32 protein-coding genes and 1 riboswitch are annotated in these 25770 nt (G+C 33.3%); of the genes, 21 read left to right on the forward strand and 11 right to left on the reverse strand.

The genetic code is table 11. From position 1 onward, the window contains the following. Genes NZ698_RS00565 through NZ698_RS00590 form a run of 6 tightly spaced genes read left to right on the forward strand, consistent with a single transcriptional unit; the run spans position 1 to position 4803 of the window. Positions 1–864, forward strand: a complete 864-nt coding sequence (locus NZ698_RS00565; protein ID WP_263000828.1) for a baseplate J/gp47 family protein — start codon at positions 1–3, stop codon at positions 862–864. Beyond that, a complete protein-coding gene (locus NZ698_RS00570) occupies positions 864–1352 on the forward strand; it encodes a hypothetical protein (RefSeq protein WP_263000829.1) in 489 nt (162 codons plus the stop codon). Before NZ698_RS00565 ends, NZ698_RS00570 begins: the two co-directional genes overlap by 1 nt. A 17-nt stretch (positions 1353–1369) precedes the next feature. Then, a complete protein-coding gene (locus tag NZ698_RS00575; RefSeq protein ID WP_263000831.1) occupies positions 1370–2212 on the forward strand; it encodes a phage baseplate protein in 843 nt (280 codons plus the stop codon). Beyond that, a complete protein-coding gene (locus tag NZ698_RS00580; RefSeq protein WP_263000833.1) occupies positions 2212–2877 on the forward strand; it encodes a hypothetical protein in 666 nt (221 codons plus the stop codon). The genes NZ698_RS00575 and NZ698_RS00580 overlap by 1 nt, the downstream gene beginning before the upstream one ends. Before the next feature lie 4 nt (positions 2878–2881). Further along, entirely contained in the window at positions 2882–4183 is a 1302-nt protein-coding gene (locus tag NZ698_RS00585; protein WP_263000835.1) for a fibronectin type III domain-containing protein, read from the forward strand. A gap of 2 nt (positions 4184–4185) precedes the next feature. Beyond that, the gene (locus NZ698_RS00590) at positions 4186–4803 is read left to right on the forward strand and encodes an SGNH/GDSL hydrolase family protein (RefSeq protein ID WP_263000837.1); all 618 of its coding nucleotides are present in this window, start codon (positions 4186–4188) and stop codon (positions 4801–4803) included. Here NZ698_RS00590 and NZ698_RS00595 read toward each other — a convergent pair whose 3' ends face one another. Continuing rightward, positions 4804–5025 carry a hypothetical protein gene (locus tag NZ698_RS00595; RefSeq protein WP_263000839.1) on the reverse strand — a complete coding sequence of 74 codons (222 nt, stop codon included), beginning with the start codon at positions 5023–5025 and terminating at the stop codon, positions 4804–4806. A 173-nt stretch (positions 5026–5198) separates the two neighbouring features. On the opposite strand from NZ698_RS00595, the gene NZ698_RS00600 reads away from it, so the two are divergent. After that, positions 5199–5564: a hypothetical protein gene (locus NZ698_RS00600; RefSeq protein WP_263000841.1), complete on the forward strand. Its 366-nt coding sequence runs from the start codon at positions 5199–5201 to the stop codon at positions 5562–5564. Here the strand turns inward: NZ698_RS00600 and NZ698_RS00605 are convergent, their stop codons facing one another. Then, on the reverse strand, positions 5565–5849 hold the full coding sequence (locus NZ698_RS00605) for a hypothetical protein (RefSeq protein ID WP_263000843.1): 285 nt from the start codon (positions 5847–5849) through the stop codon (positions 5565–5567). Positions 5850–6027: 178 nt separating this feature from the next. On the opposite strand from NZ698_RS00605, the gene NZ698_RS00610 reads away from it, so the two are divergent. From NZ698_RS00610 to NZ698_RS00620, 3 genes are all read left to right on the forward strand, one after another. Then, entirely contained in the window at positions 6028–6735 is a 708-nt protein-coding gene (locus NZ698_RS00610; protein WP_263000845.1) for an XAC2610-related protein, read from the forward strand. Then, positions 6713–7303 (forward strand): HD domain-containing protein, encoded by a 591-nt coding sequence (locus NZ698_RS00615; RefSeq protein ID WP_263002581.1) that lies wholly within the window; start codon positions 6713–6715, stop codon positions 7301–7303. Before NZ698_RS00610 ends, NZ698_RS00615 begins: the two co-directional genes overlap by 23 nt. A gap of 62 nt (positions 7304–7365) precedes the next feature. Continuing rightward, entirely contained in the window at positions 7366–7602 is a 237-nt protein-coding gene (locus NZ698_RS00620; protein WP_263000847.1) for a hypothetical protein, read from the forward strand. Positions 7603–7660: 58 nt separating this feature from the next. On the opposite strand, the gene NZ698_RS00625 is transcribed toward NZ698_RS00620, so the two are convergent. From NZ698_RS00625 to NZ698_RS00640, 4 genes are all read right to left on the reverse strand, one after another. Further along, on the reverse strand, positions 7661–8044 hold the full coding sequence (locus tag NZ698_RS00625; RefSeq protein WP_263000848.1) for an acyl-CoA thioesterase: 384 nt from the start codon (positions 8042–8044) through the stop codon (positions 7661–7663). Positions 8045–8155: 111 nt separating this feature from the next. After that, positions 8156–8337: riboswitch (cobalamin riboswitch) on the reverse strand. A gap of 41 nt (positions 8338–8378) precedes the next feature. Further along, positions 8379–9176, reverse strand: coding sequence for a hypothetical protein (locus NZ698_RS00630; protein ID WP_263000850.1), 798 nt, complete (start codon positions 9174–9176; stop codon positions 8379–8381). 33 nt (positions 9177–9209) lie between these two features. Beyond that, the gene (locus NZ698_RS00635; RefSeq protein WP_263000851.1) at positions 9210–9872 is read right to left on the reverse strand and encodes an ATP-binding cassette domain-containing protein; all 663 of its coding nucleotides are present in this window, start codon (positions 9870–9872) and stop codon (positions 9210–9212) included. After that, positions 9869–10147, reverse strand: coding sequence for a hypothetical protein (locus tag NZ698_RS00640; RefSeq protein ID WP_263000853.1), 279 nt, complete (start codon positions 10145–10147; stop codon positions 9869–9871). The genes NZ698_RS00635 and NZ698_RS00640 overlap by 4 nt, the downstream gene beginning before the upstream one ends. Before the next feature lie 114 nt (positions 10148–10261). On the opposite strand from NZ698_RS00640, the gene NZ698_RS00645 reads away from it, so the two are divergent. Next, positions 10262–11389: a GEVED domain-containing protein gene (locus NZ698_RS00645; RefSeq protein WP_263000855.1), complete on the forward strand. Its 1128-nt coding sequence runs from the start codon at positions 10262–10264 to the stop codon at positions 11387–11389. Here NZ698_RS00645 and NZ698_RS00650 read toward each other — a convergent pair whose 3' ends face one another. Further along, positions 11390–11878 carry a YcxB family protein gene (locus NZ698_RS00650; protein ID WP_263000857.1) on the reverse strand — a complete coding sequence of 163 codons (489 nt, stop codon included), beginning with the start codon at positions 11876–11878 and terminating at the stop codon, positions 11390–11392. A 9-nt stretch (positions 11879–11887) separates the two neighbouring features. Beyond that, entirely contained in the window at positions 11888–14035 is a 2148-nt protein-coding gene (locus NZ698_RS00655) for an endonuclease MutS2 (RefSeq protein ID WP_263000859.1), read from the reverse strand. A 273-nt stretch (positions 14036–14308) separates the two neighbouring features. On the opposite strand from NZ698_RS00655, the gene NZ698_RS00660 reads away from it, so the two are divergent. The 3 genes from NZ698_RS00660 to NZ698_RS00670 all read left to right on the forward strand — a co-directional run bounded on the left by NZ698_RS00660 (position 14309) and on the right by NZ698_RS00670 (position 15829). Further along, entirely contained in the window at positions 14309–14812 is a 504-nt protein-coding gene (locus tag NZ698_RS00660) for a GNAT family N-acetyltransferase (protein WP_263000861.1), read from the forward strand. 64 nt (positions 14813–14876) lie between these two features. Further along, a complete protein-coding gene (locus NZ698_RS00665) occupies positions 14877–15179 on the forward strand; it encodes a YusG family protein (protein ID WP_263000863.1) in 303 nt (100 codons plus the stop codon). 8 nt (positions 15180–15187) lie between these two features. Further along, complete coding sequence (locus NZ698_RS00670; protein ID WP_263000865.1) at positions 15188–15829, forward strand: uracil-DNA glycosylase; 642 nt, start codon at positions 15188–15190, stop codon at positions 15827–15829. Here the strand turns inward: NZ698_RS00670 and NZ698_RS00675 are convergent. The 3 genes from NZ698_RS00675 to NZ698_RS00685 all read right to left on the reverse strand — a co-directional run bounded on the left by NZ698_RS00675 (position 15816) and on the right by NZ698_RS00685 (position 18052). Beyond that, positions 15816–16304: a hypothetical protein gene (locus tag NZ698_RS00675; protein WP_263000867.1), complete on the reverse strand. Its 489-nt coding sequence runs from the start codon at positions 16302–16304 to the stop codon at positions 15816–15818. The two genes, NZ698_RS00670 and NZ698_RS00675, sit on opposite strands and share 14 nt — an antisense overlap. Positions 16305–16308: 4 nt before the next feature. Next, positions 16309–16800 carry a DUF456 domain-containing protein gene (locus NZ698_RS00680; protein WP_263000869.1) on the reverse strand — a complete coding sequence of 164 codons (492 nt, stop codon included), beginning with the start codon at positions 16798–16800 and terminating at the stop codon, positions 16309–16311. A 73-nt stretch (positions 16801–16873) separates the two neighbouring features. Beyond that, positions 16874–18052, reverse strand: a complete 1179-nt coding sequence (locus NZ698_RS00685) for a carboxypeptidase-like regulatory domain-containing protein (RefSeq protein ID WP_263000871.1) — start codon at positions 18050–18052, stop codon at positions 16874–16876. 163 nt (positions 18053–18215) lie between these two features. Between NZ698_RS00685 and NZ698_RS00690 the strand changes: the two genes are divergently transcribed. The 7 genes from NZ698_RS00690 (at position 18216) to NZ698_RS00720 (ending at position 25733) form a co-directional block, all read left to right on the forward strand. Further along, complete coding sequence (locus NZ698_RS00690; protein ID WP_263000873.1) at positions 18216–19481, forward strand: mechanosensitive ion channel family protein; 1266 nt, start codon at positions 18216–18218, stop codon at positions 19479–19481. An 88-nt stretch (positions 19482–19569) separates the two neighbouring features. Continuing rightward, positions 19570–20289: a pyridoxine 5'-phosphate synthase gene (locus tag NZ698_RS00695; protein ID WP_263000875.1), complete on the forward strand. Its 720-nt coding sequence runs from the start codon at positions 19570–19572 to the stop codon at positions 20287–20289. A 6-nt stretch (positions 20290–20295) separates the two neighbouring features. Next, a complete protein-coding gene (locus tag NZ698_RS00700) occupies positions 20296–20700 on the forward strand; it encodes a DUF6559 family protein (RefSeq protein WP_263000877.1) in 405 nt (134 codons plus the stop codon). A gap of 6 nt (positions 20701–20706) precedes the next feature. Continuing rightward, positions 20707–21501 (forward strand): alpha/beta fold hydrolase, encoded by a 795-nt coding sequence (locus NZ698_RS00705; RefSeq protein WP_263000879.1) that lies wholly within the window; start codon positions 20707–20709, stop codon positions 21499–21501. A gap of 208 nt (positions 21502–21709) precedes the next feature. Beyond that, positions 21710–22726 (forward strand): NAD-dependent epimerase/dehydratase family protein, encoded by a 1017-nt coding sequence (locus NZ698_RS00710; RefSeq protein WP_263000881.1) that lies wholly within the window; start codon positions 21710–21712, stop codon positions 22724–22726. Continuing rightward, a complete protein-coding gene (locus NZ698_RS00715; protein ID WP_263000883.1) occupies positions 22726–24486 on the forward strand; it encodes an AMP-dependent synthetase/ligase in 1761 nt (586 codons plus the stop codon). Before NZ698_RS00710 ends, NZ698_RS00715 begins: the two co-directional genes overlap by 1 nt. Before the next feature lie 188 nt (positions 24487–24674). After that, positions 24675–25733 (forward strand): diphosphomevalonate decarboxylase, encoded by a 1059-nt coding sequence (locus NZ698_RS00720; RefSeq protein WP_263000885.1) that lies wholly within the window; start codon positions 24675–24677, stop codon positions 25731–25733. Positions 25734–25770: the final 37 nt, after the last annotated feature.

The following is a 25770-nucleotide window of genomic DNA, read 5'->3' on the forward strand; positions in this document are numbered from 1 at the left end:
ATGGATAAAACGTTTGAAGAAATATTGGCAGAATTACAAGCTGAAAAAGAAAAAAAAGCTGAATTAAATGGTTTAGATAGTACGTCGAAAACATCTATTTGGTTAGGTTTATTTAAAGTCATTGCCTACGTTTTTTTTAATTTCATGCAAGCTGCAAATTTACATTTGCAGGAAATAAGGGATTTGATTGCTAATCAAAAAGTTTTCAATCTTCGAAGATACAGATCAGAAGCTTTAAGATTTCAATACGGTTTTGATTTGATCAACGAAAGTGATCAATTTAAGCCCACTTATGAAGATAATGGCATTGATGTAATTGCCACAGACGAAGAAATCGAAAATTCAAAAATAATTAAATATGCTGCATGTAACCGTGTTATTGATGGCGGTCGGGCAAAAATTGTGATGAAGATCGCACCCGCAATTCTTGATGATATTTTCCCGGCTCAAGTTATGGCAGCCGTTGCAAAATATATTGAAGAAATATCGCCTGCCGGAGATCATGTAACAATCATCAATTATCTGCCGGATATTTTAAAGTTTGCGTTTAAAATTAAATATGATCCAATGGTTTTGCAAGCCGATGGAATGAATATAATAACGGCAAAATATCCGGTGCAGGAAGCTATTGAAACATTTTTAAAAAATCTTCCATTCAACGGCGAGTTAAGCGTACAAAGATTAGAAACTGCAATATTAGCCGTTGACGGTGTGGAAGACTTACAAACCCTGCAAATTCAATCAAAATGGATTGACCCGGCGCAAAATGGTTATGGCTTTTATCAGCCTGTTAACATGTCGGTTTTACCTGCATCCGGAAGATTTAAAATAGAAGATTTCACAGGACTTCAATATGTGGCATAATGGAAAAAGTTTACAATATTAATTTTAAAAAATTGGCTATCGAATGGCGTGAAACTTTTTTAAGAACTTCATTCTGGATTGCCTGTATTTCGGTTCTCATTGTTCCTCTAGAATCTCTTTATATTGATTTTTTGCGATCTCGAAAGCAAAACTTAATCCGGATCAATACAACCTGTCAAAAGTTTTCAATGCAAAAAAGGCTGAATGATTATTTTGATCCGTTAGAAAGGCGAATTGAGATAATAAAAGCGGTTTTGTTTGATGGTGTTTACTTGTACACAGAAGCAGAGGACGACCAATGGAAAACAAAAACGCAATGGCTTTATGTAGACAATTTACCAATCTATCTTTACACTGAAGCCGAATTAAATAGTGATTATGATTTCATAGTTAAGATACCCAACACAGGAATTAACGAATTACAACTACGTGCAGAAATTGAATATTATATGCTGCAATCAAAAAACTACAGAATCGAATTAATATGAGACTGAATTTTAAATTTATGCAAACGGACGGCGTGCCGTTGACTGCTGATCTGATGGATCAGATTCAGGAAGCGTACGCTATCTTCAACGTGATCGGAAGTGTTGCCGGAAACTTTACGATCCTTTCAGGTTGTGAGATCAACGGTACTTTAGTTAATCCCGGCATTGTTGTGATTAATGGCGACGTATTGTTTTTTGAGGGTGGTACTGTTAATCAAAATGTATTTATTCATCAGGAAGACATTTTGAAGACATTTAAAAATCAGCAGGCAAAAGTTCTAATTGAAAAGAGAACTGTCAAATTCGGTAATGCATCAACTGTTTATAATTGGTCAGAATTTGTAAAAATTGATACACTCAAAAAAATTAAGGAGGATTTAGCTTTAAAAGCTGATAAATCTGAACTTGATCTTGTAAAAAGCAGACTTGATATCGTGGAACTGAAAACAGCACCAATTATCAACGGAGGTGTAATTTGGGCGTTTGGTCGTCCTGTGAACGAAATACCTATTGGATGGAAAGAGGCAACTGATTATGCAGGAAAAACGATTGTGGGTCTTGATCCAAATGATCCAATGTTTTCAACTTTGGGTGCTAATGTAGGATCGAAAACTCACACTTTGACTAAAGAGGAGTTACCTAATATTAACGGCGATTTTTTAACTATAACAGGAAATGGTTACAATGGTAGTGGTAATGGTTTTATAACTGTTCAGTCAGGTTTTGCAGCCTATATATTAGGTAGTAATAATGGACAATTTCAACATAAAACATTGAGATTAAATTTTGGAAACAATCAACCTCACAACAATATTCAACCTTCAAGGATAGCAAATTTCATTGAACCAAATTTCCAATAATGGCAACAATACAACAAATATACTCTTGGTTTGAAACTGGAGATATTCCGACACAGGAGCAATTTCAGCAGACTTTTTCATCTTTTATTCATCGTGAAGAAAGTATCACAATAAATAAAATTACAGGTTTAGAATCTGCTTTAAATAATAAACTCGGTTCTAATCACAGTACAGATGCAAACGCTCATAATTCAGTACTTGCAAAGCTTGATGCATCAAATTTAAATTATGATAATATTCAACTTTGGAAAACAGCGTTAGGGGTTGGCAGCATTCCTGATAATGTAGCTTTAGTCGATAACGGTGAATCTCAAGATGTTTATAACAAAGATCAGATTGAAGAAAAGATTGCTAATCTTAATTTTGATGTTACTCTTACAAGTGATGATGAATCTATTTTAATTGAAAATAGCACAAAAAATATAGAATCAAATGTCTCATTATTCTCTGATCAGTTTGAAAGTTTAATGACAGATATTGTTGTTTTAAACTTTTCTGCAATTCAAATTTTGGGCGTTTATGATGGTGGTTTAAAACTGAATACTAACGAATATGAAATCATAAGTCCTACAAGGATTAGAATCTTATCCGTCAGAAAATATACATTATTACCTCCAATTGCTAATGTGGTTGAGGTTCAATACACACATTTAAAAACAGATTAATAAAATGGGATTAACAACATCTTATAGTAAAACAGAAACCGATGTAAAGTTGCAAAGATTACAAATGCTTTTCGGTTCAGGTCTACATGAAAAACCTTTAAAAATATCTGACCCAGTACCTACACAAATTGGTGGATATATCTTAGCTGAAATAGGAGATTATGCTTTTGGAACAACTGAAGTTAATAAATGGAATGTTGGATTTTTATCTTCTGGAGGGTGGGAAATTATTTCTGTTGAAATAAGTGCTACAAATAATAGTAATAATTCAGAATTTACAGAATTTAATAATTTGTGGTCTGGAAATAATTTTTTAAACTTAAATGCTAATAGAAGTTTAAATATTGATAAGACCAAGAAACAGGGGTATTTAATTGTCAAGCAAGATTCAACCGGAAATAAAACCCTAACTGTTGAGAGTACATTGTTGGACATTAATCTATTAGCAAATCAAAAAACATTAATAGGTTATATATTGATAGGTACTGAATTAATGTTTTCAATTAATAAAAATTTAATTGAAACAACCGTAGCAATTCCTGATTCTCAAAATCCAAGCCCAGCAACATTAACGACAGAAAATATCACACATAATTCAGTCAATTTAATTATGACCGGAGCTACTGACAATGTTGGAGTTGTTGGATTTGACATTTATAAAGACAACGTTTTTTTAGTTTCAACTAATTTGAATAATTATAAAGTAACAGGATTAGCTTTAAATACAAATTATTCTTTTAAAGTTAAATCTAAAGACGCAGCAGGCAATGTGTCTGTTTTTAGTAATATAGTAAGTGCCACAACTCTTGCTCAAGCAGTACCTACTAGTTTGACGTTTTCAGTACATGATGGATCATTTACGACATTATCAGATGGAGTGCATCGTATAACCAATCAAAATGAGGTTGGAGTATCAGATCAAACATTAACTGGTGATGGTTACTTTGAGTTTGGCGGTAATGTTATAGGAAGTATGATGTTTGGTTTAGACGATGTTTCCACTTTAAGATCATACGGCAATCCTTTAGTGTGGAATTGTCATGTTATAGTAGGAAATAGCTTAGGTGATAATTATGTTAATTATCGCAATGGATCACAAAGTCAACAAGGAAGTCCTTCAGGAATATTGAAATATAGATTAAGTAGAACTGGGACACAAGTCAAGTTATTAAAATCGACGGATGGGACAAATTTCACCGATTTGTACAACTACCCAAATGCAATATCTGGAGAACTTTGGCTGAAATTGTCTAATCCCGTGGGAGGCACTGCAACTACCGAGTATGTCAAATTATTAAACCTATAATTATGATTTTAAATATGACGATTGACGGAATTGAAAATCATAATATTAAAAAAAAGTTTTTGATTTCAGGTGATTCAACAATTGCAGCATACGCTTGTAGAAGTCAAACAATAGCATCTCAATTATTTACACAAAATGAAATTAGTCAGGGGTTTTCAGCGCAAAATATAGCAGTGCCTGGTCACACAATTAATCAACAGCTGGCAGCTTGGAATGCTTTATCTAACAAAAATTTCTTTGATGTCGTTTTAGTTCAAATCGGATTGAATGATGTAGAGCAAAACATTAATACAGTCTTAACAAACTATCAAAATTACATAAATCAAATCAGATCAGATATACGACCTGATGCAGAGATTTGGATTAGCTGTATGAATCCGGCGAAAAAAGCTTATTTGGATGCAGGTAAACCACAAGCTTACGCTAATTGGGTGACTTTAAATAACGCTAAAATGACTACGATTACGGGGGTTAACAAAAGAAATAATTATCACGTTTCTCTGCTTAGTGATGGGAATGATAATTTAGCAGCTCAGTATAATTGTGGAGATGATATACATCAGAACCAAGATGCTGCTGATATTCAAATAGACGGTTATAGAGCAATGATTTTTCAATAATCACCAAACATCAACTTGTGAGTAACGAGTAGCAATGTTGTCAATAACTACGGACAAATAAATTTTCTTCCACTTATTATTTTTAGAAGATTTTATTTTCTCATATAGTTTGTCAATTTCCTGCTGTTCTTTTTCATCTAAGTTTTGATCTTGAATATTGAGCCATTCATTCAAACTTTTTACTCTTTTTTCAAGAAAAGAATCAACTTGTTTTTTTGACATAAAGACACCAATCAAATAGATATACATATTATAAAATTATTATCAAGTAAAGATATAGAATTAAAAATAAATTAGATGAAAATCATGGTTTGAAGTCAATAGTAGAACTTTAATATAAAAGATTGCATTTTCGCAAAAAAAATATTATATTAGAGATATTCTAATATAATTATATGAAAAAGAACGTAGTTAATTTTCAAATCAAAGGAAAGAATGTGACAAAAGAATCATGGTTCAGAACTTTGAATGATAAAGCGGAAAAAATAGCTAACAAGACGGAGTGGAAAATGAATATTAAATATCTAACAGATTACTTAATGAATTATGTTTCTGCAATGGAAGAAAATAACACGCAAGAAACAGAACGATTAATGACTGAAATTGCACCAATCTTTGACAAATTGCACAGTAATACATCCGAAGAAACTAAAAAGCAAGAGATAATTAATCTTATCTTGTTGAAGATGCAAGAAAAGACATTGAATCATCTTGATGTTGCAACATATACTAGAGAGTTGGTAGTTTACGGGTTTCAGTAATTATTTGTATTTGTCAGGAATTTCACCAAAACCTAATTTATCATCCACACGCTTACAAATTAAATGTGTAAAGTAGGATTTTTTACCAGTTTTTGAATCAGTGAAAATTTCACTTTTAAGTTTGAAAGTAAAAATCCAAGAATCCAACAATTTCAATTCCTGATAAAACGGACTAAAGTTACAGTGCAGCTCAAAATGTTGCCTTTCTTTATCTCCATGAAATTCGACGATTACAGATTTATCAGCAGGTTTTACTTCTTCTACTATTGTGGCTCTTACTTTCATTTTAAATACTGTTTAAATGTCATTTAAAGATAAAAAAAAGCACTCAAATTGAGTGCTTTTTAAGTTGAAATCTAATGTAATGAGAAAGAAATTTTTGGACACTTTGTTTTAACATCTTTGACATTTTGTTTTGCCGATTATAATTATGTTAAATAATCTTCTTTAAAAACTAATCCCGATGAAACTTAAATTTCAACTTCTGTTTATCCTTTTGGGAACTTTATGTCTAGCTCAAACTCATTTTGAAATGGATGAGATTTCCAAAAACTATCGTGTAAGTATTGATATAGCAACATGCAATGAAAAGGAATGCTTTGGAAAGACTTCAATTAATTTTATCAATAAAAATACTTTGGAAAAATTACCGACTCTCACATCAGAAAACTTTACATTCAGTTTTGAAACAGACTCAGTAAATTCGAAAAAGATTAACTTTGAAGATGCTCAGATTCCATTAATTTTTGACGATTTTAATTTTGACGGCCATGAAGATCTCGCATTGATTAACGGATCTTCGAGAAACGCTGATAAGTCTTTATATGATATTTTTATTTACGATTCTATTCAGAAACAGTTTTTGCTCAGCGAAGGATTGACAGACTTAGTCAAAGACAATTCAGGAATGTTTACAGCAGATGCGGGAAGGAAAAGATTGGTTATTCATTCGAAATCAGGTTGCTGTATTCATATTACAAAAGAATATGAAGTGATTCAGGGAAGAGATCCTCTCAAAGTATATGAATTTGAAGAAGACACGCGAGATCCTAAAACAGTAATCACTAAAAAAACCGAATTTATAGATTACAAATGGTTCACAAAAACTACAACATATCCAAGAGAAGTTTATTACAAAGAAAATAATGATGAAAATACAAAAGGAAATTGATTTTATTGTCGCAGTCGACGCACTCAAAAACGTACAAAGAAGAAATTACAACGCCGACGATTCAAGAAGAGAAAATACCGCCGAACATTCGTGGCAGATTATCATCTTGGCTCAAATTCTCTTTCCCTACGCGAAAAACCGTGCAGATATTGACTTGTTGAGAGTGATCAGAATGCTGTCAATACACGATTTAGTAGAAATTGAAGCGGGTGATACTTTTATTTTTGACGAAGCAGCAATGGTTGGGAAATTTGAAAGAGAAAAATTATCTGCTCAGAATATTTTCGGTATTTTAGACGAACCAATCCGTTCAGAATTCTTTAATCTCTGGCTGGAATTTGAAGAAGAGCAGACTCCCGATGCGATTTTCGCCTGCGCCATCGACAGAATAATGCCTTTCATTCTCAATTCTCATACGTCAGGAAAAAGCTGGACAGAAGCTGCTGTAACCGAAAAGCAGGTAAGAAGTATGCTAGAAAATGCTATAAGCAGAGCTTCAGACGAAATGGGAGAGGCTTTTCAGTTTTTGATGATTAAAAATCTTGAAACGGAGAAGGTTCTGAGATAAGTTTAAATTAATCTTAAAAAACTTTGGTGTACAGATTGTTATATAGCTTAAAAAAAAATATTATGCAGATAAAAGATTACAGCAGAGAAGAGCTACACTATCATCAAAGTGAAAACAACTACACACTTTCAATACCCAAAAAGTTTTTGAGCGCAAAAGATCTAAAGGTTTTGAAAAAAAATCCTGACGGAAGTTTTTCCGATGCAGAGGTTGAAGTGCGTGATGAAGAACATGATATTTTAATTATAACGACGATTCCTATCGATATTCGGCTTGAGATTGTAGACGATGAGGTCTAATTACAGATATAAAAAAAATGGGTTTCGGCGGGCAAAGCCCGCCGAAACCTCTCTGAAATTATAGTATTTGAATTGGTTTCTTAAACTCATCAATCGCTACAAAAGTAAAATCACCGACAATAGCTTTTTCTCTTTCGTAAGAATACATTTGTTCGGTATAGATTTCTACATTCACTTTCATACTCGTTTTTCCAACGTGAGAAACTCTTCCGATTAATTCAACAATCGTTCCTGCAGGAATAGGTTTTTTAAAATCGATTTTGTCGCTGCTTACGGTTACCACGCGTTTTCTTGCAAAACGGGTTGCAGTAATAAATGCAACTTCATCCATCAACTGCATTGCCGTTCCGCCGAAAAGAGTGTCGTAATGATTGGTTGTGTTGGGAAAAACCGCTTTAAAAATTCGGGTTTCGGAGGCTTCAATTCTCTCTTCAGTAGTCATATTTCATTATTAAATTAAAACGAAATGAAATATATTGAAACAAACAGAAATATCAGGAACACGAAAATTCCTGAAAACCATAAGATCAACAAACTTCAGATCGCGAAAGTTTTTGTCTAAAGAAAAATGGCAGGTCTCCTGACTTGTAACATCCTTATTTCCTTTCCATGCATTTTGCACAGTGGTTTTTAATAAAGATTTCGGTTACTTTACAGTTGCGCGACAGCTCGTGATTTTCACACGATTCCCCTTTTCATTTGCGGTTAAGCAAAACCAATTTCAGAAAAGTTATATACTAACTTTCCGATTGCAAAAATAATGATAATTAGATGAATTATTCAGGATTTTTGAAAATAATCTGGCTGATTACTTTCCCTTCCTTGATTGTCCAAAGAGTAATGTATCTGTTTGATCCGGAACCATTGATCATGTATAGGAAAATATGATCGTCATCAATAGAAGTGACTCCCATATTTTCAAAATCCATTGTAGGCTGAAACATATTTTTAATAGCTTCTCTCACAAAAACAGAACCTCTTCCGGGTTGCTGTACCCTGATCGATTTGATTTCGGTCATTCCTACAGGTAATTCTTTATCAATTCCCCACGGTTTTACTTTATCGATGGCTGTAATATTTCCATCAGCATCTTTTACCTGCTTACGGAATCCGGCGTTTGACGGATAAATATCAATCACGACTTTACTTCTCTGCGCCGTCGGGATTTTAGGATTGTTATTGTCTGTGAAAATGATTGATTTTCCGTTTTTTGACTTTGTTGGAGTGTATTGCGGAAGTTGGTCAATAAAAGCAATACGGTCTTTATTCACCATACCTTCTTTCATCAGACTGTCATATCTTACAAATGGCTTTTCTACTTCATCCTTTTCTGGATACTTGATCCAGATCCAGTCGGTTTCTCCGGGAGCGGGTTTTACATAAACAAAAACATCACCTCTTTTCATTCGGATTTTGTCTACGATTTTTCGGTAATCTTCTTTGTGAACACGCACCATTGCGTAACCTTCTGTTGCTTTTACAACACCGAAAGGCACTTTATTCTGTGCAAAAAGCAGCGAGAAAGAGAAAATACTGAATATCGATAAATAAATCGCTTTGTTGATGAAAGTCATTTGGAAAGAATATTTATACCTCAAAGATATAAATTAAATATTTTTCGGAAGATAATTAAACCTTTGCAATTCTGTTAAATCTTTTAGTGGTTTTAAATAAGTATCAGTAAGTAGATAAATATTGTCTGAAATATCCAAAACATCTTGATATTGATGATCTGAAATGAGGAAACCTTTATTTTTTGACTCTTCTCTGATGCTCTTCTTTATTTCAGCTACAGTTTTTGGAGAAAGACTGTAAAAAGGCTCATCCAGTAAAATAAATTCTGCATTTGAATAAATAATTAATAAAACTTCCAAAATTCTAAGTTCTCCACCGGAAAGATTACGGGGAATTTCATCGATGAAAGGTTTTAATAATTCTGAATTTATAATTTTTGCAGAGTTTTCATCATTACAAAATAATGCGATCAATTTTTTTATTTTAATATTTTTTGCTAAAAAAGAAGATTGCGGTAAATAAGAAATCTTGTTTTTGCGATCGAATTGATGCTTTAAAATGATTTCATTAAATTTCACATATTGAGTTTCTCCTTTTAGAGTGCCGAAAATAATCTGAAAAAGCGTTGATTTTCCCGAGCCGTTTCTGCCAAGAATTCCAGCAATTTTACCGGTTTCGCAACTTAAATAAATATCCTGCAAAACTTTCTTTTCACCAAACGATTTTGTGATGCTGTCAATGTGAAGCGTACTCATAAAATATGGGTTATGATTTTTATAATTAAACCAAAAGCAAATGTGAAAATCCACAGAAATACTCTGGAAAACCCAAAATTGGCGTAGAAGAAATATTCATTTTTAAATCTCAATTCGTAAATAAAATAATGCATCAAAGGTAAAAGCAAAACAAAACATAGTCCGAAACTTTCAAAACTGAATCCTAATTGAAAGGCGAGTAATACAGAAAATAAAACCGCCGGAATCAGCAGTTTTCTGTAAAAGATCCATAAAATTTTAAGATCGGTCAGCATTTTTCAAAAGTAAGAGTATTATTTATCACTTATGTTGGATTATTTTTTATATGTTTGACTTAATATTTAACAATTTAATACTAATTTTAGACAAATAACTCAAAATCAGAAAATATGACAAAAAAACTACTTTTTTTATTACTTGTTTTATCGGGAATTTCATTTTACCAAAGTAAAAATTTTGATAAGAATTTTAGTGAAGCAGCCTTTACTGTTCCTACAAATGTTTTAGTTTCCAATATTACAGCAACTTCAGCTACAGTAACTTGCAGTTCTATACCAAGTTCAAATTACTTATTTGAATACAGGCTTTCTGGAGTAGGAGCTGCATGGACTTCTGCCCAAACCAATGTACCGATACTCACCATAAATTCTTTGCAATCTTGTACAAAATATGATGTAAGAGTAAAAGATGTGAGCAATCCTTCTGATGTTTCTGTTATTATAGTCTTTACGACATTGTCGGTTGACAATTGTACATCTGCGTCTACAGATTCGGGTTTAATGCATATTTCAAATGTAACAGTTACACCATTGCCAGTATTTGGTTTTTCTCCGATGATAAGTAATTCCGTAAATTCTAATTATACAGATTATCGTCCTGACCCCACGAGAAAAGTAAATTTGGTTTATGGATCTACAGGGAATTTATTTTCTATGACAAAAAGTGGTTCTGTGAATCCTTCAGCTGCTTATGTTAATGTATGGATAGATTACAATGCAAACGGAATTTTTGAAAATTCTGAATTGACTGTAAGTGCTACATCCAATACAAACAATACAATCACTAGTTCTTTTACTGTTCCAACTGCAGCAGCTGTAGGAGGTGTCATCAATTGTGCAGTAACAATGAGGGTTATCTTTTCAAATACTTTTGTTTCCAACGGATGCGGAAATTTTGGCTATGGAGAAGTTGAAGATTACGGAGTTTATATATTGCCAACTGCTAATCTTTCTACTAATGAAACAGAAAAAACCAAAGAAATCAGCATCTTCCCAAATCCTGTTTCAGATATTTTAAATATTGCAGGAATTTCCACAGAAACAGACTTTGAAATTTACTATATAACCGGACAAAAAGTTAGTTTAGGCAAAACTAAAGATTATCAAGTAGATGTTCATCAGTTTTTAAAAGGTGTTTATTTTATTCAGATCAATGACAAAGTAAAAAACGGGTCGATTGAAATTTATAAAAAAATAAAACAAAAAAGAGAGTGTATAAAAAACACTCTCTTTTTTTGATTAATCTTTTCTGAGTTTTGCCTTGACTCCATTCTCAGTAATGATTTTTCTGAGTACTGAAATTTGATCTTTTCCCATTTTTGATTTTTGGATCATATTCATGGTTTTTGCACTTTGATAGATCAGAAACCAATCTTTTAATTCTCTTACTTTAAAAACAGTATTCCAAGTAAAATCTCCTTCGAAAGTTTCTCCTTTCGTCTGAACTTTTTCATCTGTAAAAGTATAAATGATCTCTTCCTGAATTTTCTTATTTGAGTAAAATGCATTTTTTAACCGGAAATAAGTGCGAACGAAAATGAAAACAACTAAGGCAGCAAACCAGATTGCAGCAGATTTGAATATTTCCTGTGTATCGTTTTCAGCATTATAAAAATTCAGGCCTAAAAATAATAATAGAATTATTGAAAAAATAATACTTCGGGAAAATGAATTTTTAACATTGAAATGTAAAAAATCCTTGAATGTAATATGAGTTCTGACAATCATAAATAAATTTTAAATTCTTTCCAATTCATCAGAGCTGATCACGGTTTTGAAACTTCCATAATTGACAGTTACTTTGTTTTTAGAAATCGTTTCAATTGTCCCAACACTTGTACTTCCTGTAATTCTTACACGTTGTCCCACTTTCATCCAGACAGCGCGATCAGTTTTGCGTTTTTCCTCTATTTTTTCGTTGGTTTCGCTTATTTTTTCAATAACATCTTCTTTTTTAAGTTGTTGAGTGATTTTTCTTTTAACGATTTGCATACGTTTTGTCTCATCTTTATCAGCTCCTATTTTCCTGAATTTTTCCTGCTCTAGAATCTTTACAAAATCTTTCACAACATCTTTTCGGGATTTTCCTTTTACATAGCTGTCGATAAAACCTTCAATTTTTGTCCCGAACTGAAGTTTACGATGCTCATCTTCATACAATTTCTGAAAATTGAACAACTTTTGTTGGAGTTGCTCATTCAACTTCTGAAGGTTGTCTCGTTTGTCTTCTACAGAACCTTTTCTTTCGGCAAGATCGGTTTTCAGTTTTTCAACTTCGTACTTTTCCTGCTGAAGCTTAACGATCGTTTTATCTAAATTGACGATATCATGTTCCACTTTTTTCTTTGCAGAATGAATGATAAATCTCGGAATTTTATTCTTTTCGGCAACTTCAAAAGTGAACGAACTTCCGGCTTGTCCGACCTCCAGTTTGTACATCGGTTCAAGAGTTTCTTCATCAAAGAGCATTGCGGCATTGATGGCATTTGGAAGCTGTTCTACAACCAGTTTGATGTTGGTGTAATGCGTTGTAATGATCGCAAAACTCTTTTTATCATAGAAAAATTCAAGGAAACTTTCGGCTAAAGCTCCTCCCAATTCCGGGTCAGAACCCGTTCCAAACTCGTCAATCAATAAAAGCGTATCGGGATTAGATTCACGAATTATTCCACCCATTTTCTTTAATCTTGACGAATAGGTCGAAAGATGGTTTTCAATTGATTGATTATCACCAATATCGGTCATGATTTTATCAAAGAAAAACATTTCAGATTTTGGATGCGCAGGAACCAAAATTCCGCTCTGAATCATCAGTTGAAGCAATCCGACTGTTTTTAAAGTAATCGATTTTCCACCTGCATTTGGTCCGGAAATACATATGATTCTATTATGCTCGGTTAAACTTAATGTTTGTGGGAAAATGGTTTTATTTTCTGCTTTATTTCTCAGCCAAAGTAACGGATGAAATGCTTCTCTCAGCTTTAGAGTTTTGTGACGGTTGATTTTAGGTAAAATACCGTTGACTAATTCACCGAATTTTGCTTTAGCTCTCGTTAAATCTAAATCAAAAATATAGATCTGATATCTCCAAAGTTGTGGTTGAAAAACCGCCAGTTCTGCAGTAAGCTGTCTCAGAATTTTATCGATTTCTTTCTTTTCTTCTTCCTGATCATCACGAAGTTTGAAGTAATGCTTCACAACGCTGTCCGGCTGAATAAAAGTAATCGAACCCGTTTTTGAAAGTCCTAAAACTCTTCCCGGAACTCTTTTTTTATACGCAGATTTTACCGCTAAAACTCTTTGGTCTTCTATAATACTTTCACGAATGTCATCCAGAAAATCACTCTGACTGTAATTGAATAAAACTCTGTTGAAATTTTCCTGAATAGCTTTTTTCGACACCTGAATTTCAGCTCTCAAGGTTTTCAGAATTGGGGAAGCTTCACTTTTTACTTCTCCAAAACGGTTAAAGACCTTATCCACTTTATCAATAATCTCTTTTTTATATTCCAAAGCAGAAGCATCCTGCATCAGATTTGGAAAAGTATCGGGCATTGTCGGGAAAAACTTCTGAAGTTTTCCTATTTGTTCGGTAAGCGTTTTTATTTTGATGAAAGCGACGTTTTCAAGACGGTAATTCTCGATCAGCATCAGTTTCAGTTCGCTCTCAATATCTTCATATTCGTCAAACGGAATCGCATTTGAACTTTCAAAACTCGACAGATATTCTGAAGTTTTTTTCAGCGAAAGCTCAGCCTCATCAATCTTCATCGGACGAAGCTCAAGGATTTTTTCTCGCGTTTTCGGAGAATATGCAAAAGGAGCAATTTCCGCGAGCAATTGCGGAAACTCTAATTCGTTTAAATCTTCTTTATTTATATACACATTGCAAATTTAGTGAGAAAATGTGAATGTGATGTTGTGGTGTTTGAAAATGAGTTTCTTTACACAGTATTTAACCAAAAAAAATTCAAAAATTTAATGCATACAGTTTTATAAGTCAAATTTTCACCATACGCTTTGTCATCCCGTAGGGATCTAAGCTTAGCATTAGAAAATAGATTGGTAAGATTCGAGTTGAGATCCCTACGGGATGACAAACTTCGTGGTAATTAAAAAACTTCTCTCTCTAGGTTTAGTTTTTAGTACATTTGAAATATGAGAATAGAAACAGATCGTTTGATTTTAAAGGAAATTGACGAAAGCCATGTCGAGGATATTTTAAAGATTCGAAGCAATGAAATAGTCAATCAATTTGTAAAAAGAATTCCGCCAAAAACAAATTACGATGCGCTGGATTTTATTTTAACGATAAAAAAAAGAATTCAGAATAATGAATCTCTTTATTGGGGAATTACTTACAAAAATCAACAAAATCTTATCGGAACTATCTGTCTTTGGAACTTTTCAGAAGACAGAACCGAAGCGGAAGTAGGTTACGAATTATTACCCGATCATCACAGAAAAGGAATCATGTCTGAAGTTTTATCTGCAGTTTTAAATTTTGGTTTTAATGAATTAAATTTGCAGGAGATTGTAGCAATGACCAATAAATTTAATGAAAACTCGAAAGGACTTCTTGTGAAACATGATTTTGTTTTGGAAGAGGGAAGAACTGATGATGGTTTTCCGGATAATTTGGTTTTTAGTTTGAAGAAATAAGGTTAAGTATTTCAATCTTATCGAGAAAAAATCCTAATAAAAATTTTAAAATTGCACCAAGAGTATGGCAAAAATAATTATTAACCGTTCATCAGAATTTTCAAATAGTTTACGTTCAATAGAAATCTATCTTGATAATGAAAAAATAGGAGAAATAAGAGATGGAGAAGCGAAGGAATTTGAAATTGCTGCGGGAAATCATGCTTTGAAAGCAAAAATTGATTGGTGTAATTCAAATTTGATTAATCTAAATATTAAGGAAGATGAAATTTTAAGATACAATCTAAACGGCAGAAACCCTTTCTTGGCATTATTTTATATTACATTTGGAAAAGATCAATATTTAGAATTGAAACCCATAAATTAATAAATTACATGACCTGGACCGAAATTTTAGCCCCAATAAAAAGCACACCTCACTTTACCAATCTTTGGGAAAAAGTAAAACAGGAATATGCGACCACAAAAGTTTTTCCGCCAAAAAAACAGATTTTCAGAGCTTTGGAAATTACGCCTTTTGATGATATCGAAGTTGTGATTATAGGACAAGATCCATATCATAATGATTTTCAGGCAAACGGTTTGTGTTTTTCAGTTTCCGAACAGGTGACTGCACCGCCGTCTCTTAAAAATATTTTTATTGAACTAAAAGATGATTTGGGAATTGAAAGAACTTCAAAAGAATTGGACGATTGGGGGAAACAGGGCGTTTTGATGCTCAATGCAACTTTAACGGTTCGTGCACATTCTCCAAATTCTCATAAAGATCTCGGCTGGGAAACATTCACCAATTATATTATTAAAGAAATTTCTGATAAAAAAGAAAATGTGGTTTTCGTTTTATGGGGCGCTTTTGCACAAAAAAAAGCCGAACTCATTGATCCGTCTAAGCATTTTATATTAAAATCGGCGCATCCGTCACCATTTTCTGTTTATAAAGGGTTTTTCGGAAGCAAACCTTTCTCAAAAATTAATGAATATTTAGTTTCAAAAGGAAAGAAGCCTATCTCGTGGTAGAATCTTCTCCACCTTTTGTAATCACAATTCCTATTCTGTATTTTCCGGCGAGAGATTTTGCTCCTTCTCCTGCACTTGGAGCGGGATTTACTTCAACCAAAGAAATCGTATATCCGTTGAAAAAAGTTGATTTGTGATAATTTCTTCCTGCATTTTCTGTTGTTGCTAATGGAATCGTCATTGGTCTTGTTGTCGTTCCCATAAACTCAATATTCGCCACGGCTGCACCTTGCCACACACAAGTTACGCCTTCCGGACAACGGCTGTCTTCAGAAATATTTTTGAAAGTGACATTCATTTGATATTCTGGCAGGAATTTATTTTCTCCTTCTGTGAAATAAATGATTTTTCCTTCTATGCTTTTGCTGATTTTATCTTTTGTAGCCACTTTACCTGAATTTTTCGTTTCTTTTTGCGCATTGCAGTTCGTTAGAAACAATAAAGCAAAACCGGATATTATAATTTTGTAAAACATATTTTTAAATTACATTAGTGATATCCAAAACTACAACAAATAACATTGCCAAACCCACAACAAGACTAAAACCTGTTCCGTAAATAAATCCTATGAAAGCTCCTTTTGTAGATCTCAATGCTTTTTTCATGTCTTTGCTGTCATGCAAAAGTTCTCCGATAAAAACTCCGGCAAACATCCCTACCAAAAATCCTAAAGGAATTGGTAGAAAAACTCCTACGAAAGTTCCGATGATTGATCCTATACTACCCCAATTTGTTCCGCCATATTTTTTATTGGTTTTTGCGGGAATTACATAATTTAAAACTACCGAAGCCAAGGTAAGAAAGACAAATGCCCAAATGTAAATCATCGGCATATCAGAATCTGTTCCGTATTTGTAAATTAAAAGTCCACCAAGACTTAAAACCAATCCGGGTAAAACAGGAAGAAATGTTCCGAGTACTCCTAAAACAAGTAAAACAATACTGATTAGTGAGATTAAAGCGTGATCCATAATTTAGTTTTTAATAAAAAAAAGTGACTTCGAAAAGCCACTTTTGATAAGTATCAATTTTTAAGCCGATTTTTTAGAGATTCAGAATTACATATTGTAAAATTACACCAGCATTTCCGATGTTTCCTGTGGCATGATTATGAAAAGTAGTGTAGTAAATATAACCACTTCCTGATGCCCCTGAACACGGACCAACGGTTGCTCCAAGCGCTACCAAATAAGGAACTGCAACTGTAGGAACAGAAAGAGTGATCTGAATATTCCCTGGAAGTGTAATACAAACGGTTGTAAAAGTTGTATTGGGTGCATTTCCGATCGGTGTAGTAGGGATTCCCGTTGCTGTAAACTGGTTTGTTCTCAACATCAATGCATCATTGGTTGTTGCATCTTTTACTAAAACTTCCCAATAGGCAGGATCATAATTGATGATTTTTTGCCACGCTCCCAAATCATAATTAATATTTAAGGTGTTAAATCCAAGCGCAGCAGTCAAACCGGCGTTATTTACACTTGCTGCTAGAAGGCCGGTGGAGCCAATATTTTTCGAGCATAATTTTGAGTCAGGAACAAATCCCCCTGAAAGAGAACAGTTGTTGGTATTGTCGGTTCCGCCAACAAGATATGAAACATCCCAGTCTGAAGCATAAATACTTCCCCCATTAGCAACGAAAATTGCTAAATTAGTGTCGATCAAAGGGTAAAGTGATTGGTTGGTTGCGTAATTTCTAGAACCACAATTAAGGAAAATAATATCGTATTGCGCAATGGTATTGATGTTTGCAAGATCAGCATTGGTGATTTCTGTTGCAGTATATCCTAAGTTTGTAATGATATCTTCAATTTTATCATACGAACCCTTTACATACGCTATTTTCGCAACCTGATTTAGTTTTGTCTGATTTGTAGTTAGATTTACCGTTTCGTTATCCTTGATGGTTGCCGAAATTTCTGTTCGGAAATTACTTCCATTTCCGGTTTGGATGTAGACTGTTTTTGCGCCAACAGGAGCTTCTAAAACGAAATTACCGTCAGAATCTGACAAGGTGTGGTAAATTTTGTATTTGTCATCAAATGTAAAAACCGAAGCTCCGCCAATTGGTTTGCTTCCGTTTTGTGACATTACCTTTCCGGATAGTTTTCCGGTTTTCAGTACAGTTTCTGTAGTTAGCTCTGCGGGAGTTTCAGATTCGGAACGACATGCTCCGAGAGATAATAGAATAATGAAAATAAAAAGAAGGTTGAATTTTCTCATAATAGTAGTTTTTTGGTTTAGACTACTAAATTAATGAATTTAACATTAAATTATCGATATTTCAGATAAAAATTTATTGTATTTGTAATTTTAAAAGACAATTGTTGTGAAAAATTGTTATGGTAAAGGTTTTGCTGATTCTAATTTTATTAAATTTGCTATAATGAAAGACGAAATAAAAGATACCAAAAGTTTTTTGCAGGAACTTAGCGAGCAGCTCTATATTTATATATCGAAGATTTCTCCGACTGGATTTGAGTGGATTTTTCATATTATTGTAAAAATGGCTATGCTGTTTGGTATTTTCATGGTTTTAGATTTAATTTTTAAAATCATTATCAATTATGTCTTTCGTTTCTTTCATAATGAAGAGAAATTCCCTGTTGTAAAATCGGTCTATCAATCACGAATTACTAATTCCGTTGCACATTTTGTGGCTTTAGCGATTATCGGATCAATACACGAATCAATCTTTGTAGGCGCTTTAGAAAAGACAACCATTTTTATTCACAGATCTGTAAATCTGGGATTGGTTTTGATTCTTGCGGGTATGTTGTACAGATCTTTGACAGGTTTTAGGTACTACTTTACTATTAAGCAGGATTATTATAAAGTGATGGCAATCAATGCTATTTCTGAAACGGTTAAGATTCTTGGAATTTTCATCTTTTCGATTGTCAGTATCTGTGTGGTTTTCGGGATTAAAGGAACTACGATTGTCGGAAGTTTGGGAGCAATTACTGCAGTTTTGGTTTTGGTTTTCCGAGATACGATTTTAGGATTTATTACAGGTATTCACGTTGCGACATCAAAAAGTCTAAAGGTTGGTGATTGGATCGGAATTCCAAAATACAATATTGAAGGTAATATTCTTGACATCAATCTTTTAACAACGAAAATTACAAATTTTGATAAAACGATTTCGTCAATTCCAACTTATGATTTATTGACTACTGAAATAAAAAATCTTCAGGTAATGTCTGAATCTAATACCCGAAGAATCAAAAAATCAATTTTCTTTAATATTAATTCATTTAAATTTTTAAATGTTGAAGAGATTGAGAAATTGAAAGAGATCAATCTGATTGAACAGTATCTGAACGAAAAAACATCAGAAATCAATTTAGAAAAAGAAAAAATTGAGCATAATGATAAAATCATCAACGGGAGACAGTTGACAAATATTGGAGTTTTCAGACACTACGCTCAGAAATATCTTGAGAACGATCCTGAAATAGCTAAAGAAAGTCCGATCATGGTTCGTCAGCTTGAAATTACCACTCAAGGTCTGCCGATGGAAGTCTACTGTTTTGCAAACGATTCGAAATGGGAAAAATTTGAGCAGATTCAGGCAGATATTTTTGATCACCTGTTGGTTGCTTCAAAAGAATTTGATCTTCAGATAATGCAAATCGGTTTGCCGAAATAAATTAAAAATAAATAAGATTATAGATTAAGTATTAGTTTAAATCATTTTAAATCTGATATCTGAAATCTGCGATCTAACAACTATAGAAATGACAAAACTAAGCGTAAACATCAATAAAATTGCAACCATAAGAAATGCAAGAGGCGGAGAAACACCGAGCGTGACAGAAGCTGCAGTCAAAATTCAGGAATTCGGAGCACACGGAATTACAATTCATCCGAGACCTGATGAAAGGCACATCACAAGAAAAGATGTTTATGACCTGAAACCTTTGGTGACGACAGAATTTAATATTGAAGGAAATCCCCACAGAGATTTTATCGATATGGTTTTGGAGGTAAAACCTGAGCAGGTAACTTTGGTTCCGGATGCAGATGACGCAATTACTTCAAATGCAGGTTGGGACACGAAAAAGCATTTTGATTTTTTAACTGAAATTATTGCTGAATTTAAAAATGCAGGAATCAGAACTTCTGTTTTTCTTGACCCGACTCCAGAATTGGTAGAATATGCTTTTAAAACAGGAGCCGACAGAATTGAATTGTATACCGAAGCTTACGCAAAAGATTATTTTAAAAATAAAGAAGAAGCGATAAAACCTTATTACGACACTGCCGTTATTGCCAATGAATTTGGTTTGGGAATTAATGCAGGTCATGATTTGAGTTTAGACAATTTAAAATATTTTGCGGATAATATCCCAAATCTTTTAGAAGTTTCCATCGGTCATGCTTTAGTTTCAGAATCGTTGTATATGGGGATGGAAAACACAGTTCAGGCATATCTGAAGCGATTGGCAAAATGGTAATTTTCGATGAAAGATTTTTGCACACCTTTACCGGAAAATAAAAAACAGTACATCAAAGATATTGGGACTGTTCTTGTAAATGATTACGGCAAAAAAGATTTCTATAAACCGGAAGATGTAAAAAAGGCCAATCAGAAAACATCGTGGGGCAGCTCTGGAACAGATTTTTCTTGCTGGAGTATGTCAGTTTTTTCTTCACATGAAGATTTTGATGCTTATCATAATAGTAAAGGTGAAGTTTGTGATTATGTAGAAATGAAACAAACCATGCTGGAAGGAATTTCTGGAAATAATTTTGATTTTAGTTTTTTAGAATTTACAGATTCGGATATTAATATAGATTCATCTTGGTTAGATTTGGGAGAAATCTTCGGAGCTATTGGAGATTTTTTCTCGGCATTTTTAGATTAAAAAATAATGGAAAATAATATACTGCATTCAAAAATATTTGGCGAAAATTTATCGTCAACACCGCTTTTAGTATTTCATGGTTTGTTTGGAATGCTCGATAATTGGGGAAGTTTTGGGAAAGAACTGGGCGAGTTTTTGCCTGTTCATTTAATTGATCTCAGAAATCATGGAAGAAGTTTTCATTCTGAAAATATGTCGCATGATGATTTGGCAAATGATATTGCCAATTATATGACTCATTACGGAATTGAAAAAGCTCATGTTTTGGGACATTCTTTAGGCGGAAAAGCCGTGATGCAGTTTGCATTGAGCTATCCTGAAAAAGTTGAAAAATTAATTGTGGTTGATATCGGTCCAAAAGCGTATCCTCCACATCATCAAGGAATTATTAAAGCTCTTGAAACGGTTGATTTTGAAACCGTAAAATCAAGAAATGAAGTTGAAGCAATTCTCACTCAATACATTCCTGAAAAATCGACTATTCAATTTTTAGCTAAAAATTTGTATTGGGAAGAAATTGGTGATGCAAAGAAACTTAACTGGAGATTCAATTTGAAAACACTTTCAGAAAAATACAATCAGTTTGTTTCAAATGCGATCAAATTCGGAGTTTTTGAAGGTGAAACATTATTTATTGCAGGTGAAAAGTCAAATTATATTTTACCACAAGATGCATTTGCGATCAAGCAGCAGTTTCCAAAAGCTCAAATTGTGACGGTAAAAAATGCTGCACATTGGGTTCAGGCAGATAATCCCGTGGAATTCAGTCAAGTGGTAAGAAATTTTTTAGGTTTAAATTAAATTTAATTAAAATAGGATCAAAATCTTTGAGATCTTAGCTGAGTGGAACGCCTTGGCGAGCTTAAAAACAGTTAGTAGTTAAAAAAATCTTAGCGAACTTTGCGTTTAAAATTAATTAATTATATCACGCAAATTCAATCAAATAACCACATAAAATTTGCAAATTTGCAGGAATTTGTAATTCACTAATCAAGCAGGAAATAAATTCATGGTTTTTGTAACAGGAGCAACAGGAATTTTAGGCAGAATCATCGTTTTGGAACTTTTGAAAAAAGGGAAAACAGTTCGTGCTGCAAAAAGATCTGCGAGCAATATTGATGAAGTAAAACATTCTTATCAGTTTTATACAGAAAATCCGGAAGATTTTTTTAATAAAATTGAATGGGTAAATGTTGATTTTGACGATATTCATTCTTTACAAGACGCTTTGATTGGCGTTACAGAAGTCTATCATTGTGCTGCAAAAGTAAGTTTTCATCCGAAAGATGAAAAGGAAATGTATCACACCAACATCAAAGGCACAGAAAATCTTTTATTTGCCTGCGAAAATTCAAGTGTTCAGAAATTTCTTCATGTAAGTTCGATTGCTGTTTTGGATGGTTTTAATGAAAAAGGAGAGTTGGATGAAGAGTCAGATTTTAATCCGAAAATTGAACATTCCGCATATGCAATTTCAAAACATCTTTCAGAAATGGAAGTCTGGAGAGCTTCCGCCGAAGGTTTAAATACCATCATCATCAATCCCGGAATGATCGTCGGAACAGGGAACTGGAAACAGAGTAGTGGAGAATTGTTTTCGACTTTTGAAAAGAATAGTTTTACATTTTCAGGAAGTTCGGCATATGTTGATGTACGTGACGTTGCAAAAATTGCCATCGATTTGATGGAAAAAGATCAATTCGGAGAACGGTTTATTCTTATTTCTGAAAGTAAAAAATATGCAGAAATCGGAAATCAGATCAGAAAAAAATTAGGTTTAAAGGATGCGAAAATTCTTTCTCAATCTATATTAAATATCGGAAGATGGCTCAATATCTTTTTTGGGTGGCTGATTCCACAGTTGAAAATGGCAACCAGAACCAATATAGAATCGGTGAATTCTTCCAATATTATTTCAAATCAAAAAGTGAAAGATACTTTGAATTACGAATTTATTCCCGTTCAGGAAAGTGTAGATTTCCATCTCAACAATTATATTAATGACAAAAAGCTGAATCAATTATAATGAATCTTGCAGAAGCAATTATCAGTAAAAATGTAGAAAAGCATTCTTTCAAATCGGCTGTCGGCTTCAAAAAGAAAGAAAGCTGGAAAGAATTGAGTTGGAAAAAATTCAGCGAAATTATTTTTAAAACGGCAAACGCATTAAAAAGTAACGGAGTCGAAGAAAACGACAAAGTCGCCATCTACGCAGACAATTCTGCTGAGTGGCTGATTTTTGATTTAGCCGCGATGTCGATTGGTGCGATTACGGTTCCCATTTATTCCACCAACAATACCGAACAGGCAGAATATATCATCAATGATTCTCAATCCAAAATTATTTTGGTAGGAAATCAGGCTCAATATGATGCTTGTTTTGAAATTGTACAAAAAGAAAACAGCCTTCAAACCATCATTGTTTCTAAAAAAGCAGTTTGGGTAAAAAAAGAACATACTTTTTATTTAGAAGATTTTATTGCTAAAACTTCCCCAAAATTAGAGATCGTTAAAAAGGAATTTGAAGATTTAGTAACAATTATTTATACTTCGGGAACAACAGGAACGCCAAAAGGTGTCATGTTAACCCATGGAAATTTCATCAAGGCTTTTGATGCTCATTTTGAATATTTTAAGTTTAAAAATTTCGAAGATGAACTATCGTTGGCGTTTTTACCTCTAACTCACGTTTTCGAAAGATGCTGGAGTTTATTATGTTTGTATGGTGGTGCAAGAGTTTATTTTCTTGAAGATCCGAAGGACATTGCAGCCACTTTGGAAGAAGTAAAACCAACAATGATGTGCGCTGTTCCAAGATTTTTCCAAAAAGTTTATGCCGGAGTTTTAGAAAAAGCAAAAGAAGGTTCATCATTTAAAAAGAAAATCTTCGATTGGGCTCTTGAAGTAGGAAAACAGACTGCCGAATTGAGAAGAGTTGAAAAATCAGTTCCTTTTGGACTAATACTAAAACATTCTGTTGCCAACACTTTAGTTTTCAGTAAAGTGAAACAGAAAATGGGAGGAAGACTTTGGTTTATGCCTTGTGGTGGAGCTTCCGTTTCGCCCGATGTGACGCAATTGTTTGAAGCAATGGGACTTCATATCACCGTTGGTTATGGTTTAACGGAAACTACAGCGACTTTGACGGCTTTCCCATTTACTCATTTTGAGCATGGATCTTGCGGAAAACCTCTACCAGGAGTTGAACTTCGTATCGGAGAAAATGATGAAATTCTGGCAAAAGGAAACGGAATCATGAAAGGGTACTACAATAAACCTGAAGAAACTGAAAAAGTTTTCACACAAGATGGATGGTTTAAAACCGGTGATGCAGGAAAAATAGATGAAAACGGAAACCTATTCATAACAGACCGTATCAAAGATTTAATGAAAACTTCCAATGGTAAATACATTGCACCACAGCAGATTGAGAATATACTAACCAATAACAATTTTATTCAGCAGATTGTTTTAATTGCGGAAGGAAGACAATTTGTCTCTGCATTGATCGTTCCGAATTTTGAATTTTTAAAAGATCATTTAAAGAAAAATAATATTGCCTTTACCAATTGGGAAGAAATTGTTCAAAAGAAAGAAATCATCGATTTTTATAAAGATAAAATTAAAGAATTGCAGCACGAACTTTCAGATTTTGAAAAGGTGAAAAAGTTTACTTTGATGCCTTCAGAATTTGAGATCAGCAGCGGAGAAATTACTCCGACTTTGAAAGTAAAGAGAAATGTAGTGCTGAAAAAATATGCTGATTTAATCGAAAAAATGTATTAACATTAACCACAAAAGTCACAAAAGATAAAGTAAGTTGAAATTTTAAATCTTTAACGTTTACAAAAACAGTTCAAATATTTCCAAAGCTTATTTGAACTTTCAAAAGAGTTTAAGTAAACTTCAATAATAAATCTAAAACTTTTGTGACTTTTGTGGTGATAATAATAAGTTATCATTAAAATAAAACTATGACAACACGAGACTTCTTAGGAAAAGAAAATTACAATATAAGCTCAGAAACAGTTTCAGAAAGCTGTCCGTCAAATATTGCCTTAATTAAATATTGGGGGAAATACAAAGATCAGATTCCGGCAAATCCGAGTATCAGTTACACTTTAAATCACTGTAAAACCAATACGACAATAGAATTTTTAGCAAATGAAGTATTTTCTGTTCAGACTTTTCTTTCTGGAAACGAAGAAGTAAAATTCGCCGAGAAAATAGAAAAGTATTTTAAAAATATTGAACAATATCTTCCCTGGATTTTAAAAGGAAAATACATCATCAAAACTGAGAATACTTTCCCTCACAGCTCAGGAATTGCAAGTTCAGCTTCAGGTTTTGGAGCTATTGCTAAATGTATGATGAAATTAGATGAAACTTTTTCAGGAAAAGATTCAGACGAAGTTTCTCTACAAAAAGCATCCTTTTTAGCCAGATTAGGAAGCGGAAGTGCTTGTAGAAGCCTTTATAGCGGATTGGTAGTTTGGGGCGAATCTGATGAGGTTGAAGGCAGTTCAGATTTATTTGCGGTTAAATATTCTGACGATGAAATTCATTCAGTTTTCAAAGATTTTAACGACTGGGTTTTATTGATTCATGAAGGTGTAAAAAGCGTTTCTTCAACAGTTGGTCACGGTTTGATGAATACGAATCCTTATGCAGAAAGAAGATTTCAGGAAGCAAGAGAGAATTTTGTTCCGATGAAAGAAATTCTTAAAAGTGGGGATATGAAAGCTTTCATCAAATTGGTCGAACACGAAGCTTTAACGCTTCACGCTATGATGATGATGAGCGATCCTGCTTTTATCTTGATGAAAAAAGGAACTTTAGAGGTGATCAATAAAATCTGGGATTTCAGGAGAGAGACAGAACTTCCATTGTTTTTTACTTTGGACGCAGGAGCGAATGTTCACCTATTATTCCCAAATGATGGTTCTGAAGAGAAAATAAAAACTTTTATTGAAAATGAATTGCTGCAACACACTCAGAAGAACGGAGTAGTGAAGGATGTGATGAGTTTTTAATTAAATAAATATCAATAGAAGCGGACTTTGGTTCGCT

The sequence above is a fragment of the Chryseobacterium edaphi genome, assembly GCF_025628985.1.
Lineage (GTDB): Bacteria > Bacteroidota > Bacteroidia > Flavobacteriales > Weeksellaceae > Chryseobacterium > Chryseobacterium edaphi.

Excerpts from the sequence above, each read along its gene's own strand:
- NZ698_RS00595 (WP_263000839.1), bottom strand. The coding sequence starts at position 5,025 with ATGTCAAAAAAACAAGTTGATTCTTTTCTTGAAAAAAGAGTAAAAAGT.
- NZ698_RS00600 (WP_263000841.1), top strand. The coding sequence starts at position 5,199 with ATGAAAAAGAACGTAGTTAATTTTCAAATCAAAGGAAAGAATGTGACA.
- NZ698_RS00580 (WP_263000833.1), top strand. The coding sequence starts at position 2,212 with ATGGCAACAATACAACAAATATACTCTTGGTTTGAAACTGGAGATATT.
- NZ698_RS00685 (WP_263000871.1), bottom strand. The coding sequence starts at position 18,052 with ATGAGAAAATTCAACCTTCTTTTTATTTTCATTATTCTATTATCTCTC.
- NZ698_RS00680 (WP_263000869.1), bottom strand. The coding sequence starts at position 16,800 with ATGGATCACGCTTTAATCTCACTAATCAGTATTGTTTTACTTGTTTTA.
- NZ698_RS00650 (WP_263000857.1), bottom strand. The coding sequence starts at position 11,878 with ATGATTGTCAGAACTCATATTACATTCAAGGATTTTTTACATTTCAAT.
- NZ698_RS00695 (WP_263000875.1), top strand. The coding sequence starts at position 19,570 with ATGACAAAACTAAGCGTAAACATCAATAAAATTGCAACCATAAGAAAT.
- NZ698_RS00565 (WP_263000828.1), top strand. The coding sequence starts at position 1 with ATGGATAAAACGTTTGAAGAAATATTGGCAGAATTACAAGCTGAAAAA.
- NZ698_RS00635 (WP_263000851.1), bottom strand. The coding sequence starts at position 9,872 with ATGAGTACGCTTCACATTGACAGCATCACAAAATCGTTTGGTGAAAAG.
- NZ698_RS00700 (WP_263000877.1), top strand. The coding sequence starts at position 20,296 with ATGAAAGATTTTTGCACACCTTTACCGGAAAATAAAAAACAGTACATC.
- NZ698_RS00605 (WP_263000843.1), bottom strand. The coding sequence starts at position 5,849 with ATGAAAGTAAGAGCCACAATAGTAGAAGAAGTAAAACCTGCTGATAAA.
- NZ698_RS00625 (WP_263000848.1), bottom strand. The coding sequence starts at position 8,044 with ATGACTACTGAAGAGAGAATTGAAGCCTCCGAAACCCGAATTTTTAAA.
- NZ698_RS00675 (WP_263000867.1), bottom strand. The coding sequence starts at position 16,304 with ATGTTTTACAAAATTATAATATCCGGTTTTGCTTTATTGTTTCTAACG.
- NZ698_RS00590 (WP_263000837.1), top strand. The coding sequence starts at position 4,186 with ATGATTTTAAATATGACGATTGACGGAATTGAAAATCATAATATTAAA.
- NZ698_RS00670 (WP_263000865.1), top strand. The coding sequence starts at position 15,188 with ATGACCTGGACCGAAATTTTAGCCCCAATAAAAAGCACACCTCACTTT.
- NZ698_RS00705 (WP_263000879.1), top strand. The coding sequence starts at position 20,707 with ATGGAAAATAATATACTGCATTCAAAAATATTTGGCGAAAATTTATCG.
- NZ698_RS00690 (WP_263000873.1), top strand. The coding sequence starts at position 18,216 with ATGAAAGACGAAATAAAAGATACCAAAAGTTTTTTGCAGGAACTTAGC.
- NZ698_RS00585 (WP_263000835.1), top strand. The coding sequence starts at position 2,882 with ATGGGATTAACAACATCTTATAGTAAAACAGAAACCGATGTAAAGTTG.
- NZ698_RS00620 (WP_263000847.1), top strand. The coding sequence starts at position 7,366 with ATGCAGATAAAAGATTACAGCAGAGAAGAGCTACACTATCATCAAAGT.
- NZ698_RS00570 (WP_263000829.1), top strand. The coding sequence starts at position 864 with ATGGAAAAAGTTTACAATATTAATTTTAAAAAATTGGCTATCGAATGG.
- NZ698_RS00575 (WP_263000831.1), top strand. The coding sequence starts at position 1,370 with ATGCAAACGGACGGCGTGCCGTTGACTGCTGATCTGATGGATCAGATT.
- NZ698_RS00615 (WP_263002581.1), top strand. The coding sequence starts at position 6,713 with ATGAAAATACAAAAGGAAATTGATTTTATTGTCGCAGTCGACGCACTC.
- NZ698_RS00715 (WP_263000883.1), top strand. The coding sequence starts at position 22,726 with ATGAATCTTGCAGAAGCAATTATCAGTAAAAATGTAGAAAAGCATTCT.
- NZ698_RS00720 (WP_263000885.1), top strand. The coding sequence starts at position 24,675 with ATGACAACACGAGACTTCTTAGGAAAAGAAAATTACAATATAAGCTCA.
- NZ698_RS00645 (WP_263000855.1), top strand. The coding sequence starts at position 10,262 with ATGACAAAAAAACTACTTTTTTTATTACTTGTTTTATCGGGAATTTCA.
- NZ698_RS00640 (WP_263000853.1), bottom strand. The coding sequence starts at position 10,147 with ATGCTGACCGATCTTAAAATTTTATGGATCTTTTACAGAAAACTGCTG.
- NZ698_RS00665 (WP_263000863.1), top strand. The coding sequence starts at position 14,877 with ATGGCAAAAATAATTATTAACCGTTCATCAGAATTTTCAAATAGTTTA.
- NZ698_RS00630 (WP_263000850.1), bottom strand. The coding sequence starts at position 9,176 with ATGACTTTCATCAACAAAGCGATTTATTTATCGATATTCAGTATTTTC.
- NZ698_RS00660 (WP_263000861.1), top strand. The coding sequence starts at position 14,309 with ATGAGAATAGAAACAGATCGTTTGATTTTAAAGGAAATTGACGAAAGC.
- NZ698_RS00610 (WP_263000845.1), top strand. The coding sequence starts at position 6,028 with ATGAAACTTAAATTTCAACTTCTGTTTATCCTTTTGGGAACTTTATGT.
- NZ698_RS00710 (WP_263000881.1), top strand. The coding sequence starts at position 21,710 with ATGGTTTTTGTAACAGGAGCAACAGGAATTTTAGGCAGAATCATCGTT.